The sequence below is a fragment of the Pseudomonas sp. A125 genome (genome assembly GCF_055409485.1).
The window spans coordinates 57,834-73,144 of the sequence record NZ_JBUZVP010000028.1; the positions used below are offsets into that span (position 1 = coordinate 57,834).

The 15,311-nt window shown below is 62.2% G+C and carries 12 protein-coding genes; 5 read left to right on the forward strand and 7 right to left on the reverse strand.

Annotated elements, in window-relative coordinates:
* Positions 1–14 precede the first annotated feature (14 nt).
* The 4 genes from ACZRN6_RS28825 to ACZRN6_RS28840 all read right to left on the reverse strand — a co-directional run bounded on the left by ACZRN6_RS28825 (position 15) and on the right by ACZRN6_RS28840 (position 4,071).
* On the reverse strand, positions 15–1,256 hold the full coding sequence (locus tag ACZRN6_RS28825) for an FAD-dependent oxidoreductase (protein WP_322144585.1): 1,242 nt from the start codon (positions 1,254–1,256) through the stop codon (positions 15–17).
* Positions 1,238–2,143, reverse strand: a complete 906-nt coding sequence (gene folD, locus ACZRN6_RS28830) for a bifunctional methylenetetrahydrofolate dehydrogenase/methenyltetrahydrofolate cyclohydrolase FolD (RefSeq protein WP_322144586.1) — start codon at positions 2,141–2,143, stop codon at positions 1,238–1,240. Before folD ends, ACZRN6_RS28825 begins: the two co-directional genes overlap by 19 nt.
* Positions 2,140–3,006, reverse strand: coding sequence for a formyltetrahydrofolate deformylase (gene purU, locus ACZRN6_RS28835; RefSeq protein WP_322144587.1), 867 nt, complete (start codon positions 3,004–3,006; stop codon positions 2,140–2,142). The genes folD and purU overlap by 4 nt, the downstream gene beginning before the upstream one ends.
* 465 nt (positions 3,007–3,471) lie before the next feature.
* Entirely contained in the window at positions 3,472–4,071 is a 600-nt protein-coding gene (locus ACZRN6_RS28840; protein WP_177046668.1) for a helix-turn-helix domain-containing protein, read from the reverse strand.
* 282 nt (positions 4,072–4,353) lie between these two features.
* Between ACZRN6_RS28840 and glnT the strand changes: the two genes are divergently transcribed.
* From glnT to ACZRN6_RS28865, 5 genes are all read left to right on the forward strand, one after another.
* Positions 4,354–5,688: a type III glutamate--ammonia ligase gene (gene glnT / locus ACZRN6_RS28845; protein WP_322144588.1), complete on the forward strand. Its 1,335-nt coding sequence runs from the start codon at positions 4,354–4,356 to the stop codon at positions 5,686–5,688.
* A 22-nt stretch (positions 5,689–5,710) separates the two neighbouring features.
* Complete coding sequence (locus ACZRN6_RS28850; RefSeq protein ID WP_322144589.1) at positions 5,711–6,616, forward strand: class II glutamine amidotransferase; 906 nt, start codon at positions 5,711–5,713, stop codon at positions 6,614–6,616.
* 11 nt (positions 6,617–6,627) lie between these two features.
* Positions 6,628–7,302 (forward strand): protein glxC, encoded by a 675-nt coding sequence (locus ACZRN6_RS28855; protein WP_464009427.1) that lies wholly within the window; start codon positions 6,628–6,630, stop codon positions 7,300–7,302.
* A gap of 15 nt (positions 7,303–7,317) precedes the next feature.
* Positions 7,318–8,640 (forward strand): FMN-binding glutamate synthase family protein, encoded by a 1,323-nt coding sequence (locus ACZRN6_RS28860; RefSeq protein WP_322144591.1) that lies wholly within the window; start codon positions 7,318–7,320, stop codon positions 8,638–8,640.
* Positions 8,641–8,819: 179 nt separating this feature from the next.
* Positions 8,820–10,145 (forward strand): ammonium transporter, encoded by a 1,326-nt coding sequence (locus ACZRN6_RS28865; RefSeq protein ID WP_464009428.1) that lies wholly within the window; start codon positions 8,820–8,822, stop codon positions 10,143–10,145.
* A gap of 135 nt (positions 10,146–10,280) precedes the next feature.
* Here ACZRN6_RS28865 and ACZRN6_RS28870 read toward each other — a convergent pair whose 3' ends face one another.
* The 3 genes from ACZRN6_RS28870 to ACZRN6_RS28880 all read right to left on the reverse strand — a co-directional run bounded on the left by ACZRN6_RS28870 (position 10,281) and on the right by ACZRN6_RS28880 (position 15,310).
* A complete protein-coding gene (locus ACZRN6_RS28870) occupies positions 10,281–11,195 on the reverse strand; it encodes a bifunctional 5,10-methylenetetrahydrofolate dehydrogenase/5,10-methenyltetrahydrofolate cyclohydrolase (protein WP_322144593.1) in 915 nt (304 codons plus the stop codon).
* 51 nt (positions 11,196–11,246) lie between these two features.
* The gene (locus ACZRN6_RS28875; protein ID WP_322144594.1) at positions 11,247–12,926 is read right to left on the reverse strand and encodes an APC family permease; all 1,680 of its coding nucleotides are present in this window, start codon (positions 12,924–12,926) and stop codon (positions 11,247–11,249) included.
* 74 nt (positions 12,927–13,000) lie between these two features.
* Positions 13,001–15,310 carry a DUF1989 domain-containing protein gene (locus ACZRN6_RS28880; RefSeq protein ID WP_464009440.1) on the reverse strand — a complete coding sequence of 770 codons (2,310 nt, stop codon included), beginning with the start codon at positions 15,308–15,310 and terminating at the stop codon, positions 13,001–13,003.
* Position 15,311: the final 1 nt, after the last annotated feature.

The following is a 15,311-nucleotide window of genomic DNA, read 5'->3' on the forward strand; positions in this document are numbered from 1 at the left end:
AGTCTGCTCTGCGCTTAGTGACTGGCCGCCGTGGCGCCCATTTCGTTGACTTGCTGGAAGGTCGAGAAACGCTCCAGGCCAAAGGGCTTGATCAGCTGCGGCACCTTGCCGCCGCTGGCCACCAGCTCGGCCATGGTCTTGCCGCAGATGGGCGTGGCCTTGAACCCCCAGGTGCCCCAGCCGGCGTCGAGGTAATAATTTTTCACTGGCGACAGGCCCATGATCGGGCTGTAGTCGGGCGTCATGTCGGTGATCCCGGCCCATTGGCGCATCAACTTGGCGTTGGCCAGGAACGGGAACATCTCGATGGCGTGGGCCAGCAGGCTTTCCTTCAGGTCCAGGGTCGAGCGCGTGTTGAACAATGGGTAAGGGTCGGAACCGCCACCAAATACCACTTCGCCCCGGCTGGTTTGCTGCACGTAGCAGTGCAGGGCCGAGGAACTCACCAGCGGGTCGAGAAACGGTTTGAACGGCTGGGTCACCATCGCCTGCAGCGGGAAGGTCTGGATCGGCGAGCGGATGCCGGCCTTGGCCATCAGCAGCGAACTGTGCCCGGCAATCGCCTGCACCGCGCAACCACACTTGATCGTGCCGCGATTGGTCTTGACCGCCGTGATCGCGCCGTTTTCGATGATCAGGTCCTGCACTTCGGTCAGTTGGTGGATCTCCACGCCGCGCTTGGCTGCTTGCTTGGCGTAACCCCAGGCCACGGCGTCATGGCGCGCGGTGGCGCCGTCGATGTGCCAGAGCCCGGCGATCACCGGCAAGTGGCCGGGGTCGAGGTTGAGGCTGGGCACCAGTTCACGGATCTGTTGGCGGTCGATCATCTCGGTACGCCCGCCAAAGTGCTTGTTGACCTCGGCGCGCTGGCGGAACGAACGCACGGTGGCATCGGTATGCGCGAGGGTCAGCTGACCGCGCTCGGAGTACATGATGTTGAAGTCGAATTCGTTGGACAGCGACTGGAACATCTTCACCGATTCGGCGTAGAAACGTACGCCCTCGCTGGTCAGGTAATTGGAGCGAATCACCGCGGTATTGCGCGCCGTATTGCCGCCGCCCAGGTACGATTTTTCCAGCACGGCAATGTTGGTGATGCCGTGGTACTTGGCCAGGTAGTAAGCGGTGGCGAGGCCATGGCCGCCGGCACCGATGATCACCACGTCGTAGCTGGCCTTGAGTTCCTTGGGCGGTGGCAGATCCACGTCCACCGGGTATTCCGAGCTCAGTCCGTATTTCAATAGATTGAATGGCATACGGCCTCCGATTGGCTGCGTAGGGCGTGGTGTTGCGCGAGGGCTGCGGTCACGGTGTTTTTCATCAGGAAGGCGATGGTCATCGGGCCCACGCCGCCGGGCACCGGGGTGATGGCCGCGACATGGGGCAGGGCGCTGTCGAAATCGACATCGCCCACCAGGCGGCTGCGGCCTTCGTCGTCAATGCGGTTGATCCCGACGTCGATCACCACCGCGCCGGGCTTGAGCCAGCCGGCATCGATCAAGCGCGGGCGGCCTACAGCGGCGATCACGATGTCGGCCTGTCGGCACAACGCTTGTGCATCCTGGCTGCGCGAATGCAGTACCGTTACCGAACAGTCCGCCTTGAGCAGCAGGGCGGCCATGGGTTTGCCGACGATGTTCGAGCGGCCGACGACCACCGCATGTTTACCGCGCAAATCGCCCAGGGTTTGCTCCAGCAAATACAGGCAACCGCTGGGGGTGCAGGGCGTCAACACCGAGCGGCCCTGACTGAGCCCGCCGACGTTCTGGCTGTGAAAACCGTCCACGTCCTTGTCTGGCGCGATGGCTTCCAGGGCGCGTAATTCGTCCATTTGCGCCGGCAGCGGCAGTTGCAGGAGGATCCCGTTGATCGCCGGGTTGGCGTTCAACTCGCCGATCAGGATCAGCAACTGTTCGGTGCTGGTGTCGCTGGGCAACCGGTGCTCGAGGGAGCGAATGCCCACCTCTTCGGCACGCAGGATCTTGTTGCGCACGTAGACCTGGCTGGCCGGGTCAGCGCCCACCAGGATCACCGCCAGGGCCGGTTCAATGTCGTGCTCGCGCAGGCGCGCCACATCTTCGCGCACTTGCAGCAGCACCCGGGCGGCAGCGGCTTTGCCGTCGATCAGTTTATGGGCGCTCACCGGAACACCACCGTTCTGTCCTGGTTGAGGAATACGCGGTGTTCCAGGTGGTACTTGACCGCCTTGGACAGGGCCACGGTTTCGGTGTCGCGGCCGATGGCGACCAGGTCGTCGGGTTTGTACACGTGGTCTACGCGCTGTACTTCCTGTTCGATGATCGGGCCTTCATCGAGGTCGCTGGTGACGTAGTGCGCCGTGGCGCCGATCAGCTTCACCCCGCGCTGATAGGCCTGGTGGTAGGGTTTTGCGCCTTTGAAGCCGGGCAGGAATGAGTGGTGAATGTTGATCGCTCGCCCCGACAGTTGCCGGCACAGGTCGTCGGACAGGATTTGCATGTAGCGCGCCAACACCACCAGTTCGGTGCGGGTGTCGTCGACGATTTTCATCAGTTCGGCTTCCTGGGCGGCTTTGTTGTCCTTGGCCACGGGCAGGTAGATAAAGCGGATGCCCTCGCGCTCGGCCATGGGCCGCAGGTCGAGGTGGTTGGAGACGATGGCGGTGATGGTCATGTCCATCTCGCCCTTGTGGTAGCGGTAGAGCAGGTCGGTGAGGCAGTGGTCGAATTTGCTGACCATCAGCATTACGCGCATGGGTTCGCGGGTGTCGTGCAGTTCCCATTGCATGTCGAATGCTTTGGCGATGTCGGTGAAACCGGCCTTGATCTGTTCGAGGTCGCCGGGGTGGCCGTCATTGAAGCGGAACACCGCGCGCATGAAGAAGCGGCCGCTGAAGTCGTCGTCGAATTGCGCCATCTCCCCGATGTAGCAAGCGTTGTCTGCCAGGTAGGTGGTCACGGCTGCGACGATGCCGGACACCGCAGGGCAGGTGACCTTGATGATGAAGTGGTTTTTTTCGTGTTGCATGACACGTCCTCGGGATGATGGCGGCAGTTCATCGCATAGCGAAAAATGTCTGAGGACAGCTGGCTCGTTCCTTGAGCGCGTTTTCTTGTGGGGAATAAAATATTCCTGAAGTGGCTTTATAGGGGAATGGGGGCGGGGCGTCTAGGGGTTTGGGAAAGTTTTTTAACTGAGGGGAAAGTTTTTGCCGGGGCTTTTGGTGGGTATATCCGTTATTCAGGTAACGGCGGCTTATGGTTTAGCTCTTACAGCGACTCACTTTGGAAAAGCCCCAAAGCAAGCAAAGGGCTCTGCCCCGCCTGTCGGCACCTCGCTGTGGCTCGGTGTGCCCTCGGGCTGAATGGGGCAGTCAGATCGAGATCAAAAGCCAGAGCACAGCGGCCTACCGGCCGGCTTGAGTGTTAAAAGCAACAGCAGAGCTGCTTTTCTGTAGGAGCCGGCTTGCCGGCGAAGAACCTGAGAACCCAATCACTCTTTATCGTTGCCATAGTTCATGATCGACAACAACCGGATCGGCACCTGCACCAACTCCTCGGGCCCATGAGGAATCTCCCCCTCAAACGTCAAGCTATCCCCGGCCTCCATCCGATACAGCTGATTCCCATGCCGATAAATCAGCTCTCCCTCAAGCAAATGCAAAAACTCAGTCCCAGGGTGGGCAAACGTCGGAAACTCTTCACTCGCATCGTCCATGCTGACCATGTATGCCTCGAAGCTCTTCTTGGGCCCCCGCGTATGGTTGAGCAGGTGATAGGTGTGCCCCTTCTCGGTCCCGCGACGCACCACTTCCATCCCCTGGTCAGCCTTGACCAGCAAGGCACTGCCATCCTGCTGGTCATACTCACTGAACAACTTCGATAACGGCAGCCCAAGCACATCACACAGGCGGCTCAAGGTATCGAGGCTGGTGGACACCTGGGCGTTCTCGATCTTGCTCAACATCCCCTGGCTGATATCGGCAATTTTCGCCACATCGGACAACTTCAGGTCCTGCGCCTGGCGCTGGCGTTTGATCTGCAGCCCCAGGTATTGCTCCAGCTTCAGGCGAGGCGCTGTTTCAGTGGACATGTTCGTCGGCTCCTGCACGGTTTCCGCTCAGTAATATTATTTTCGCACTGGGAAAGTGCATGGCATGGCTCTCGAAGGCCATCCCGCAACACGTATTCCTGCGGGGAAAAGGATTTTCCCATATATACAGCACAAAAGCGCTGTTCCGAGCTCATCAAAGCGTCATTCGCGAATCTGGCAAGGGTATTGCATTCCTACAAGGAAACTAACTTTCTTTTTAGGAATAAAAAGACAGCCTAGGCCCACCCACACTGTTTTGCCTTTCGCGAGGAGTCACACGCAATGTTGCCAGCAGAAACCCAGCGCATTATCGACAAGCACGGGATCAAGTACGTGCTTGCGCAGTTTGTGGATATACACGGTGCGGCCAAGACCAAGTCGGTGCCGATCTGCGGGCTCAAGACGGTGGCCGAAGAGGGCGCAGGTTTTGCCGGCTTTGCCATCAGCGGCATGGGCATGGAGCCGCACGGGCCAGACTTCATGGCTCGCGGCGACCTGTCGACCCTGACCCCGGTGCCATGGCAACCGGGTTACGGGCGAGTGGTGTGTGTCGGTCATGTCGACGGCAAGCCCCATCCCTACGACAGCCGCTACGTACTGCAACAGCAGGTGCAGCGCCTGCAAGACAAGGGCTGGACCCTCAACACCGGCCTGGAACCCGAGTTCAACCTGATGCGCCGGGACGAGCAGGGCAAGCTGCAATTGGTCGACCCCAGCGACAACCTGGACAAGCCTTGCTACGACTACAAGGGGTTGTCGCGCTCGCGGGTGTTCCTTGAGCGGCTGACCGAAGCCTTGCAGGCGGTGGATTTCGAGGTCTACCAAATCGACCACGAAGACGCCAACGGTCAGTTCGAGATCAACTACACCTACAGCGACGCCCTGACCTCGGCCGACCGTTTTACCTTCTTCCGCATGGCCGCCGGCGAGATCGCCAATGACCTGGGCATGATCTGTTCCTTCATGCCCAAGCCCGACCCGAAACGCGCCGGCAATGGCATGCACTTTCACTTGTCCATCAGCAGCGCCGAGAACAAGAACCTGTTCTTTGATGCCAGCGATCCCAGTGGCATGGGGCTGTCGAAGATGGCTTATCACTTCGCCGCCGGGCTGCTCGCCCATGGCCCGGCCCTGTGTGCGTTCGCTGCGCCAACGGTCAACTCCTACAAGCGCCTGGTGGTGGGCAATTCGTTGTCTGGCGCCACCTGGGCCCCAGCGTTTATTGCCTTTGGCGCCAACAACCGTTCGGCCATGGTGCGCGTGCCTTACGGCCGCCTCGAGTTCCGCCTGCCGGACGCCGGCTGCAACCCTTACCTGGTCAGCGCCGCGATCATCGCGGCCGGGCTGGATGGCATTGATCGCCAGCTGGAAATCGACCACGTCTGCAACGAAAACCTCTACAGCCTGAGCCTTGAGCAGATCGCCGCGCGCGGCATCAAGACCCTGCCGCAATCCCTCAAGGAAGCCTGCGACGCGCTGGAAGCCGACCCGCTGTTCGTCGAGGTGCTGGGCCCGCAGATCGTGGGTGAGTTCATCAAGCTCAAGCGCATGGAGTGGGTGGAATACAGCCGCCATGTGAGCGACTGGGAAATCCAGCGCTATACCGAATTTTTCTGACACCGTGTGACGGAGACTTGTTATGTGTGGAATCGTAGGCCTGTACCTGAAAAATCCGCAGTTGGAATCCCAGCTCGGCAAGTTGTTTGAACCCATGTTGCAGGCCATGACCGACCGTGGCCCGGACAGTGCCGGGTTCGCCATCTACGGCGATGAAGTGGCCGACGGCTGGGTCAAGCTGACCCTGCAAGCGACCACCGAAGTGTTTGACTGGAAGACCCTGATGGGGGAACTGGAAGGGCGCCTGGGCTGCTCCCTGGATTGGTTTCAGAACGCCAGCGCGGCCGTGTTGAAGATCCATGCCCAAGAGGCGCCGGTGCGCCTGGCCCTGGCTGAACTGGCGCCGAGCGTACGCATCATGAGCGCCGGGCAGAGTATCGAGATCCTCAAGGGCATGGGTTTGCCCCAGGAAATTTCCCGGCGCTTTGGCCTGGCGAGCATGCAGGGCAGCCACATCATCGGCCACACGCGCATGGCCACTGAAAGTGCGGTGACCATGGAAGGCAGCCACCCGTTTTCCACCGGCGCCGACCTGTGCCTGGTGCACAACGGTTCGCTGTCCAACCACTTCCGCCTGCGCCAGGAACTCAAGCGCGAAGGCATCCATTTTGAAACCGACAACGACACCGAAGTCGCCGCCGGCTACCTGACCTGGCGCCTGCAACAGGGCGATTCGCTCAAGGAAGCGCTGGACCACTCCCTGGAAGACCTCGACGGGTTCTTCACCTTTGCCATCGGCACGCGTAACGGGTTTGCGGTGATCCGCGACCCGATCGCCTGCAAGCCGGCGATTCTCGCCGAGACCGACGACTACGTCGCCATGGCCTCCGAGTACCAGGCGCTGTCGAGCCTGCCGGGGATTGAAAACGCCAGGATCTGGGAGCCCGCACCGGCCACCTTGTACATCTGGGAACGCGAGTCAGCTTAAGGAGCGCACACATGAAAACCATCGATCTTTCCACTGCCAGCGTGCGTGACCTCAACCAGGCGCTGCATGCGCAGGCTATCGACAGTGAATGGCGAGTCACCCATTCCAACGGCAAACACAACCTCGCGGTGGGCGTGAACCAGGCGGTGTCCATCGATATCGAGGGCCACGCCGGCTACTACTGCGCGGGCATGAACCAACAGGCGTCGATCACCGTGCACGGCAATGTCGGGGTGGGCTGTGCCGAGAACATGATGTCGGGCTCGGTGCGCGTCAAGGGCAGCGCGTCCCAGGCTGCCGGGGCCACGGCTCATGGCGGGTTGCTGGTGATTGAAGGCGACGCAGGCGCACGTTGCGGGATTTCCATGAAGGGCGTCGACATTGTTGTCGGCGGCAGCATCGGCCATATGAGCTGCTTCATGGGCCAGGCCGGGCGCCTGGTGGTGTGCGGCGATGCCGGCGATGCACTGGGGGATTCGCTGTATGAGACCCACATCTACGTCAAAGGCACGGTGGAGTCACTGGGCTCTGACTGCATTGAAAAAGAGATGCGCAGCGAGCACCTGCAAGAGCTTCAAGCGCTGCTCGACCGCGCCGGATTTGTGCATCAGGCGGCGGACTTCAAGCGTTACGGCTCGGCCCGCCAGCTCTACAACTTTAAAGTCGATAACGCCTCCGCGTACTGATCCAGGAGCTACGCCATGACAGAACAAACCCCTCCGGTACTGCGCGAGTCGGCCACCTTCGACCGCCTGACCATCCAGGAAATCCAGCGTGCCGCCGAAACCGGCATCTACGACATTCGCGGCGGCGGCACCAAGCGCAAGCTGCCGCACTTCGATGACTTGTTGCTGCTGGGCGCCAGCGTGTCGCGCTACCCGCTGGAAGGCTACCGCGAGAAGTGCGGTACCGACGTGATCCTCGGCAACCGCTTTGCCAAAAAGCCGATTCACCTGAAGATCCCGGTGACCATCGCCGGCATGAGTTTCGGCGCGTTGTCGGCCAACGCCAAGGAAGCCCTGGGCCGTGGCGCGACCATCGCCGGCACCAGCACCACCACCGGTGACGGCGGCATGACCCCGGAAGAGCGCGGCCAGTCCCAACACCTGGTGTATCAGTACCTGCCGTCGCGCTACGGCATGAACCCCGACGACCTGCGCAAGGCCGACGCCATCGAGATCGTCCTGGGCCAGGGTGCCAAGCCCGGCGGTGGCGGCATGCTGCTTGGCATGAAAGTCACCGAGCGCGTGGCCGGCATGCGCACCTTGCCGATTGGCGTGGACCAGCGCAGCGCCTGCCGCCACCCCGACTGGACCGGCCCGGATGACCTGGCGATCAAGATTGCCGAGCTGCGGGAAATCACCGATTGGGAAAAACCCATCTACGTGAAAATCGGCGCGAGCCGGCCGTATTACGACGTGAAGCTGGCGGTCAAGGCCGGTGCCGATGTGATCGTCCTCGACGGTATGCAGGGCGGCACTGCAGCCACCCAGGAAGTGTTTATCGAGCACGTCGGCATTCCGATTTTGTCGGCGATCCCGCAAGCGATACAGGCTTTGCAGGAAATGGGCATGCACCGCAAAGTCCAGCTGATCGTATCGGGCGGGATTCGTAACGGTGCCGACGTGGCCAAGGCCATGGCCATGGGCGCGGATGCAGTCGCCATCGGCACGGCGGCGTTGATCGCCCTGGGCGATAACCACCCACGGCTGGACGCAGAACTGAAAAAGATCGGCTCGGCCGCCGGTTTCTATGACGACTGGCAGAACGGTCGCGACCCGGCCGGCATCACCACCCAGGACCCGGAACTGTCCAAGCGTCTGGACCCGGTGGAAGGCGGCCGTCGGTTGGCCAACTACCTGCGGGTGATGGTGCTGGAAGCCCAGACCATGGCCCGTGCGTGTGGCAAGTCGCACCTGCACAACCTCGACCCCGAGGACCTGGTGGCGCTGACGGTGGAGTCGGCCGCCATGGCCCGCGTGCCGCTGGCGGGGACCAGTTGGGTACCGGGTTCGGGTTACTGAAATACCCCGTGTAGGAGCCGGCTTGCCGGCGATGGCGGCCTTGAAATCGCCATCGCCGGCAAGCCGGCTCCTACACGGGTTTTGTGTGTGTCAGACCTTCGAAGAGACCTCAATGGTCCGTTGCTTTGCCACTTGCTCACTGCCAGAAACTTCCCCTCTCTTTTGCAGGAGCTTTGAACATGGTCAATCGTCTTCTTGGCAAATCGCTTTTCGGTTTATTGGCGGCCAGTGCTTTCGCACCGCTGGCACAAGCCGCCGATACACCCGTGTTGAACACTGGCAGCACCGCCTGGATGATCACCGCCGCGGTGCTGGTGTTGTTCATGTGTTTGCCGGGGCTCGCACTGTTCTATGGCGGCCTGGTACGTGCGAAAAACATGCTCTCGCTGTTCACCCAGTGCTTTGGCGTCGCCGGCCTGGTGGGCGTGTTGTGGGTGATTTACGGCTACAGCATGGTGGTCGACACCACCGGCATGGTCGAGGGGCAGGTGACTTTCAACAGTTTTGTCGGCGGGTTGAGCCGGGTCTTCCTGGCAGGCATGACCCCCGAGAGTCTGGTGGGGGATATTCCGGAAGGCGTGTTCGTGACCTTCCAGATGACCTTCGCCATCATCACCCCGGCGCTGATCGCCGGGGCCTTTGCCGAGCGCATGAAGTTCTCGGCGGCGCTGCTGTTCATGGCCGTGTGGTTTACCCTGGTCTATGCCCCGGTGGCGCACATGGTGTGGGGCGGTTCGGGAGCCTTGATGCATAACTGGGGCGTGCTCGATTTTGCCGGTGGCACCGCGGTGCACATCAACGCCGGTGTGGCTGCGCTGGCCGCGTGCCTGATCCTGGGTAAACGCAAGGGCTACCAGAACACTCCGATGCCGGCCCACAACTTGAGCCTGACCATGGCTGGCGCCGCGATGCTCTGGGTGGGCTGGTTCGGTTTCAATATCGGCTCCGGTGGCGGGCTCAATGGGTTGTCCGGGATTGTGATGCTCAACACCCAATTGGGCGCGTGTGCCGGGATTCTCGGCTGGATGTTCACCGAGTGGTTCAAGGTCGGCAAGCCGAGTGCCCTGGGCCTTGCGAGCGGTGCCTTGGCGGGCCTGGTGGGGATCACGCCGGCGTGTGCCTATGTGGGCGTTGGTGGTGCCCTGGCCATCGGCCTGCTGTGCGGGGTGTTCTGCTACTTGAGCGTGACGGTGTTGAAGCGTCGCTTCGGTTATGACGACAGCCTCGACGTGTTCGGCTTGCACGGCATCGGCGGGATGATCGGCGCGGTGCTGACCGGCGTGTTCTGCGTGCCGTCCATGGGCGGCCTGGTGGAAGGCGTGACCATGGGCGGCCAGGTTGTCGCCCAGATCAAGGGCGTGCTGCTGACCACGGTTTATTGTTTTGTGGTCAGCTGGATCATTCTCAAGGTGGTCAATGCCCTGGTCGGCCTGCGCGCCCACGAGTCGGTGGAAGAGATGGGGCTCGACCTCGCCGAGCATAACGAGCGGGCCTACAACCACTGACATCCGGCTGACTTAACACCGCTCAAAAATGTGGAAGCGGGCTTGCTCGCGAATCGGTATGTCAGTTAGCGGAATATTCACTGACCCACCGCATTCGCGAGCAAGCCCGCTTTCACATGGGTTTTGCGGTGTAGTTCAGCTTACCGCCAGCTCAAGGGGCTGGGCGGCCCGCTGCAACTGGGCGGCCACCAGGGTGTTCTTCAGCAGGTAGGCAATCGTCATCGGCCCCACACCTCCCGGCACTGGGGTAATTGCACTGGCCACGGTGCGTGCGCTCGCATAATCCACATCGCCCACCAACCGTGTGCCGGTCTCGGTCGTGATGCGGTTAATCCCCACATCAATCACCACCGCGCCAGGCTTGAGCCAGCTGGCGTCGATCAGTTGTGGCCGGCCCACGGCGGCCACCACGATGTCTGCCAGGCGGCACAGCGCCGGTGCATCGACACTGCGCGAGTGCACCACGCTCACCGAGCAGTTGGCCTGCAACAACAAGGTCGCCATGGGTTTGCCGACAATGTTCGAGCGGCCAACCACCACCGCATGCAAACCACTCAAGTCGCCGCAGGTTTCGTGCAACAGGCGCATGCAACCTGTCGGGGTGCAGGGTGTCAGCACCTCCAGGCCTTGCACTAGCCCGCCGACGTTTTCGCGGTGAAAGCCGTCCACGTCCTTGATCGGGTCGATGGCGTGAATCACCGAGGCTTCGTTGATATGGCCCGGCAGGGGCAATTGCACCAGGATGCCGTTTACCGAAGGGTCGGTGTTCAGCCGGGCAATCAGCTCCAGCACTTGCACCTGGCTGGCGTCGTTTGGCAGCCGGTATTCAAGGGAGCGGATTCCGACCTCCTTGGCCCGCAGCAGTTTGTTGCGCACGTAGACATGGCTGGCCGGGTCTTCACCTACCAGCAACACTGCAAGAGCCGGGTAGATCTGCTGTGCGGCCAGTATCAGGACTTCTTCGCGAACTTCGTCGAGAACCTGGGCCGAGATGGCCTTGCCGTCGATATCGCGGGCAAGTACCGGGAGAGTGCTGGTCAAAAACGTCACCGTTGTCTGAAGAAGTAAAGGCGCTGAGGGATCACTCCCTCAGCGATGAGTTCAGGCTACCAGTTGATGGCAGCCATACACCACCAGCACACCGGCGATCAGCGTGGCGTACGGCAACCAGCCGGCACGCTTTTGCCCATCGTTGGCCTGGATATACAAGTCGTTGAGCATTGCGGCGGGGAAGCGGCCCTTGTCTTGCACATAGTGGCGGTAGCAGAACACCGGCAGGATCAGCAGGGCCAGCAACAGGCCCGTCACCAGGGTGCCCGCGCCCCAGATGTCGGCGCCCAGGCCCATGCACGCCAGGTTGACGAAACTCAGCACGCCGCCGGCGGCCAGCAGTGCGGTAGGTGCCTTGTACGGGCGCACCCAGTCGGGGCGGTCCAGGCGGTGGATCCAACCGGCATTCAGGTTAAGGAAGTTGAAAATGATGTAGCTCACGTTGGAGGCCGCGAGCACGAACACATAGTCAGACATCAGCAACAACAGCAGGTTGAACGACAGGTCGGTCCACATCGCTGCCGTGGGCGCACCGTGTTCGTTGGTGCGTCCCAGGTATTTCGGCAGCCAGCCATCCACCGACGCCTGGTACAGGGTGCGCGAGGAGCCGGACATCGAGGTCATGATCGCCAGCAGCGTCGCCAGTACCAGCATGATCAGCACGATATTGGCGACCACCTTGCCGCCGCCGATACTGTCGGCCATGGCCTGGCCAACGCCCATGCCGCTGTAGATCGCCGGTGACAACAGCCCGCTGTATACCGCCGGCGTGACGATGGCGCCGCTGGCGTCGAGCACCGCCGGGGTCACCAGTTGGCCAAGCCCCAGGCTGCCTTGAAACGCCAGCGGCACCAGGGTGAATACCAGGATGCACAACAGGCCGGCGTAGAAAATCGCCTTGAACGTGTCGCGCTTGGGGTCCTTGAATTCCCGGGTGTAGCACACCGCCGTTTCAAAGCCGTAGGTGGACCAGGCGGCCATGAACAGCCCGCCGGCCATCAGCGTCCAACCGGAAATATCCCATGGGCCATCGATGACTTGCCCAGCCGCATCATGGGCCAGGGGGTACAGCGGCAGGAAGTTGGCCTGGGCTGCATCCCCGGTGAGCAACGGCACCACGCCGACCAGCAACAGGGGAATCAGCGAGGTGACGCCCAGCACCAGGGTCAGGCGTGCCGAACGCAGGATACCGCCGTGCTGCACGGCAAACACCGTCAGCAGAATCAGCAGGCCAATGCCGAAGGTTGCGTTGATCCGCAGCGACAGCCCGCTCTTGACCCAGCCCAGGTCCAGCAGGGTCAGTTGCCAGGTGTTGATCAGTGCATCGGCAGGGAACAGCGCAGTCAGGATATAGCCCGCTGCCAGCCCCGAACCGATGGACAACACCGGCGACCAGGCCAGCCAGTTGCACCACACCGAAACCGGTGCAATCAGCTTGCTGTAGCGCACCCAGGCCACCGCGCCGTACACCGAGGCACCCCCGGATTTATGAGGGAACAACCCGGCGATCTCGGCGTAGGTGAATGCCTGGATAAACCCGAACAGGATCGACACGATCCACACGACCCACGCCGGTTTGCCGACCGTCGCGGCAATCGCGCCAATAGAGAACAACACCAGGGCGGGCACGCCGCTGGCGACCCAGAACGCCCCGCGCCAATCGATCTTGCGGTGCAGGCTGCCCGCCGGGCTGGCGGCCTGCGGTACGGCCTCGAACGTAGTCGCTTCCATCTTTGTATTCCCATGTTGAAGAGCGGTTAAGTGGGGCAGTCAAAGTAGGGTGGCGCACTCAGGTATCGGGACGATCAACTGCGTACCCGGCTTTTGTCCGGGTCGTAGAAAATCGCTGCGCTGACCGTGGCGCTGATGCGCTTCTGCAGGCCATCGACTTTGCCTATCTCAAGTACCGTACCGGGCTCGGCGCAGGCCACGTCCACCCGGCATAACGCAATGTTGCTGGCCAGCAGCGGTGAGCGGCAGGCGCTGGTAATCACCCCCACCTGAGCCCGGCCGTGGTACACCGGGTCGCCATGGTGCGCGGCCTCGTTGCCGCTTAATTGCAGGCCGACCAGCTTGTGGGTGGGGTGTGCACTGCGCCGCAACAGAGCGTCGCGGCCGATGAAATCATCGGTTTTGCTTTTCAGCGGTACGCTGAACCCGATGCCCGCCTCAAACGGGTCGGTCTGGTCGTTGAACTCGTAGCCGGCAAAAATCAGCCCGGCTTCGATGCGCAGCATGTCCAGTGCTTCCAGGCCCAGGGGCACCAGGCCCAAGGGTTGGCCGAGTTGCCAGATGCGGTCCCACACCCGTTCTGCGTCGTCGGGTTGGCACCACACCTCGTAACCCAGCTCGCCGGTGTAGCCGGTACGCGAAATCATCAATGGGCAGCCATCGAAACCGTCCAGCCGCCCGACCAGGAAGCGGAACCAGCCGAGGGCTTCCAGGCCCGGTTGGGTGGGTGGGGTCCAGACCATCTGCTTAAGCAACTCGCGGCTCATCGGGCCTTGCACTGCCAGGTTGTGAATCTGCTCGCTGGCGGACTTGACCCACACCTTCATGCCCAGTAGCTGCGCTTGCTCGCGCAACCAGACCCCGGCGTAGTCCTCACCGCAGATCCAGCGGAAATTATCCGGGCCCAGGCGCAGCAAGGTACCGTCATCGAGCATGCCGCCGTGGGGGTGGCACATGGCGCAATAGACCACCTGGCCCACCGCCAGGCGCCGCACGTCGCGGGTCAGGCAGTGCTGCAACAGGCTCTCGGCGTCGGGGCCGATGATTTCGAATTTGCGCAGGGCGGTGAGGTCCATCACCGCTACCCGTTCGCGGCAACCGAGGTATTCCTCGATGGCTCCGTAGCCGTCGTAGCGTAATGGCAGCCACCAGTTGCGGTAGTCGGTGAAGCTGCCTGTGAGGCGGCTGGTGCGTGAGTGGAACCCAGACTCACGGGTCAGGATCGGGTCGGCATCGGCCGTGGTTCGAGTGCTCATGGCGATGGAAAAACGCTCCTTCTCGCTGTAGATACGGACATGGATATCCGTCGGGTTCCAGCCATTGGCCGGGTCGATGTCATCCGGGCACGAGGTACTGCCACACAACAGATCGGTCATAGCGCGCAGCAGCACATAATCGCCGGGCCGTGACCAGGGCTCATCCAGGGTCATCTGCTGGTGCGCATCGATCCGGGTGTTGAAGAAGAAATTGATCGCCGGCCAACCATTGCGGGCCTGCACACCATGGGGCGCGAGCACCTGGCTGAGGTTGTCGCTGCAGTTGTCGTGCCCGAAATAGCCATGGTTTTCGTAATAGCGTGCGGCGCAGGCCAGGGCGAAGGAATCGTGGCGGCCGACGGTGTCTTGCACCACCTCCAGCATCGGCTGCATGTTCCGGTCGAAAAACTTCGAGAACAGCCCGGGTGCCGGGTAGGCGCTGGCGTTCAGCGTGCGGGTCACCGTTTGGTCCAGGTCCAGTTCCACGCCGCGGTCCAGGGCGCGACGGTCGAGGGCGACGAAATCCGAGCACTGGCGCCCGGCAACATCCAGCACCTGCACATATTGCCCTTTGGCGACGGTGTAGCTGTGGGCGGTGCCGGCGCGCAGGGTGAATTCGTCCAGCACATCACCCAACGGCTCGGGCAGCACGGGCACCAGCAGGGGCGAAGGGTTGGCCCGTGTCACCACAAGGCGCAGTTCGCTGGGCCTATATTGCCGGTCAACGGCGGTGGGCCCGGCGGGGGCGGCAACGATCACCAGCAACCGCTCATGGGCCACAAAATGGCGGCTGTGGCCGGGCGGGTTGTCGTCGTCCCACAGCGAGGCGGCAGGCGGCAATTGCAGCGGGTCGATGCCACGGCGGTTGAGCGCCTGGCCGACACGCCCGGATACGCCGCCGGCCGTCGAGCCGTGCAAGCCCCAACTGGCCAAGGCACTGCGCCCGCAGGCGTCGAGGGCCAGCAGTTGGCAGGTTTGCCGGCCTTCGATGTCGATCACTTGCAGGCCGTCGCCGGGCTGCAAGTCCACCAGGGTCATACCGCCGGCGGCCACGCGGTAACGTTCCAGGTTCGGTGCGCGGGCGAACAGCCCGGGTTCTCGGGGATGTGAAACACGAGGTGCGTTCATC